Source organism: Mangrovihabitans endophyticus (assembly GCF_014646155.1).
Taxonomy (GTDB): Bacteria; Actinomycetota; Actinomycetes; order Mycobacteriales; family Micromonosporaceae; genus Actinoplanes; species Actinoplanes endophyticus.
Genome location: NZ_BMMX01000201.1, coordinates 1 through 528 on the forward strand (window position 1 = coordinate 1; position 528 = coordinate 528).

At 35.4% G+C, this 528-nt stretch carries 1 protein-coding gene; it reads right to left on the minus strand.

Going from position 1 to position 528, the window contains the following annotated elements; translation table 11 throughout:
• Nucleotides 1-349: hypothetical protein (locus IEY73_RS34915; RefSeq protein WP_229716462.1), on the minus strand; the 349-nt coding region annotated here is incomplete at its 3' end.
• Nucleotides 350-528: the final 179 nt, after the last annotated feature.

Here is a 528-nt window from a genome sequence, read left to right on the forward strand (position 1 = left end):
GCAACAACAAGCGGTGGTTTTTGGTTTCTAAAGAATAACTCTTTTTAAAAACCTTTTGAAAAGAATTTTTTTTCTCATCTAAATCAATCACTTCCACCCAAATCTCTCGTTTAGGGATAATATAAATGGTATTAGGATATTCTTTGATCGCTTCTTTTTCTTGCTTGTCTTGTTCTTTTGGTTTTTCTTCTAGTTTAGGCGTTGGCTCTGGCTTGTTTTCTTCTGCAAGATTAGCGTCATCGAAAGAACTCTTTTTAGTGCCGGATTTAATAGCGCTTTCTCGCTCTCTTTCTTCTTTTAAAGAAGAGCTGTTTTGAATGATAACGACCGTCAACACAATGACAATCACCCCTATAACCAAAACAAAGGGTTTCCATTTGGAAGATTTTTTGGATAAAACGGATCACTCTAAAACTTTAGAGGGGTATGACGCTCCTTTAAGGGGGTATTTTAAAATGCTTAAACCAAGCAAGCTTTAAATAGAAGGATTAAGATAGTGCAAGAATCAATCGTTCGTGTGGATTATGA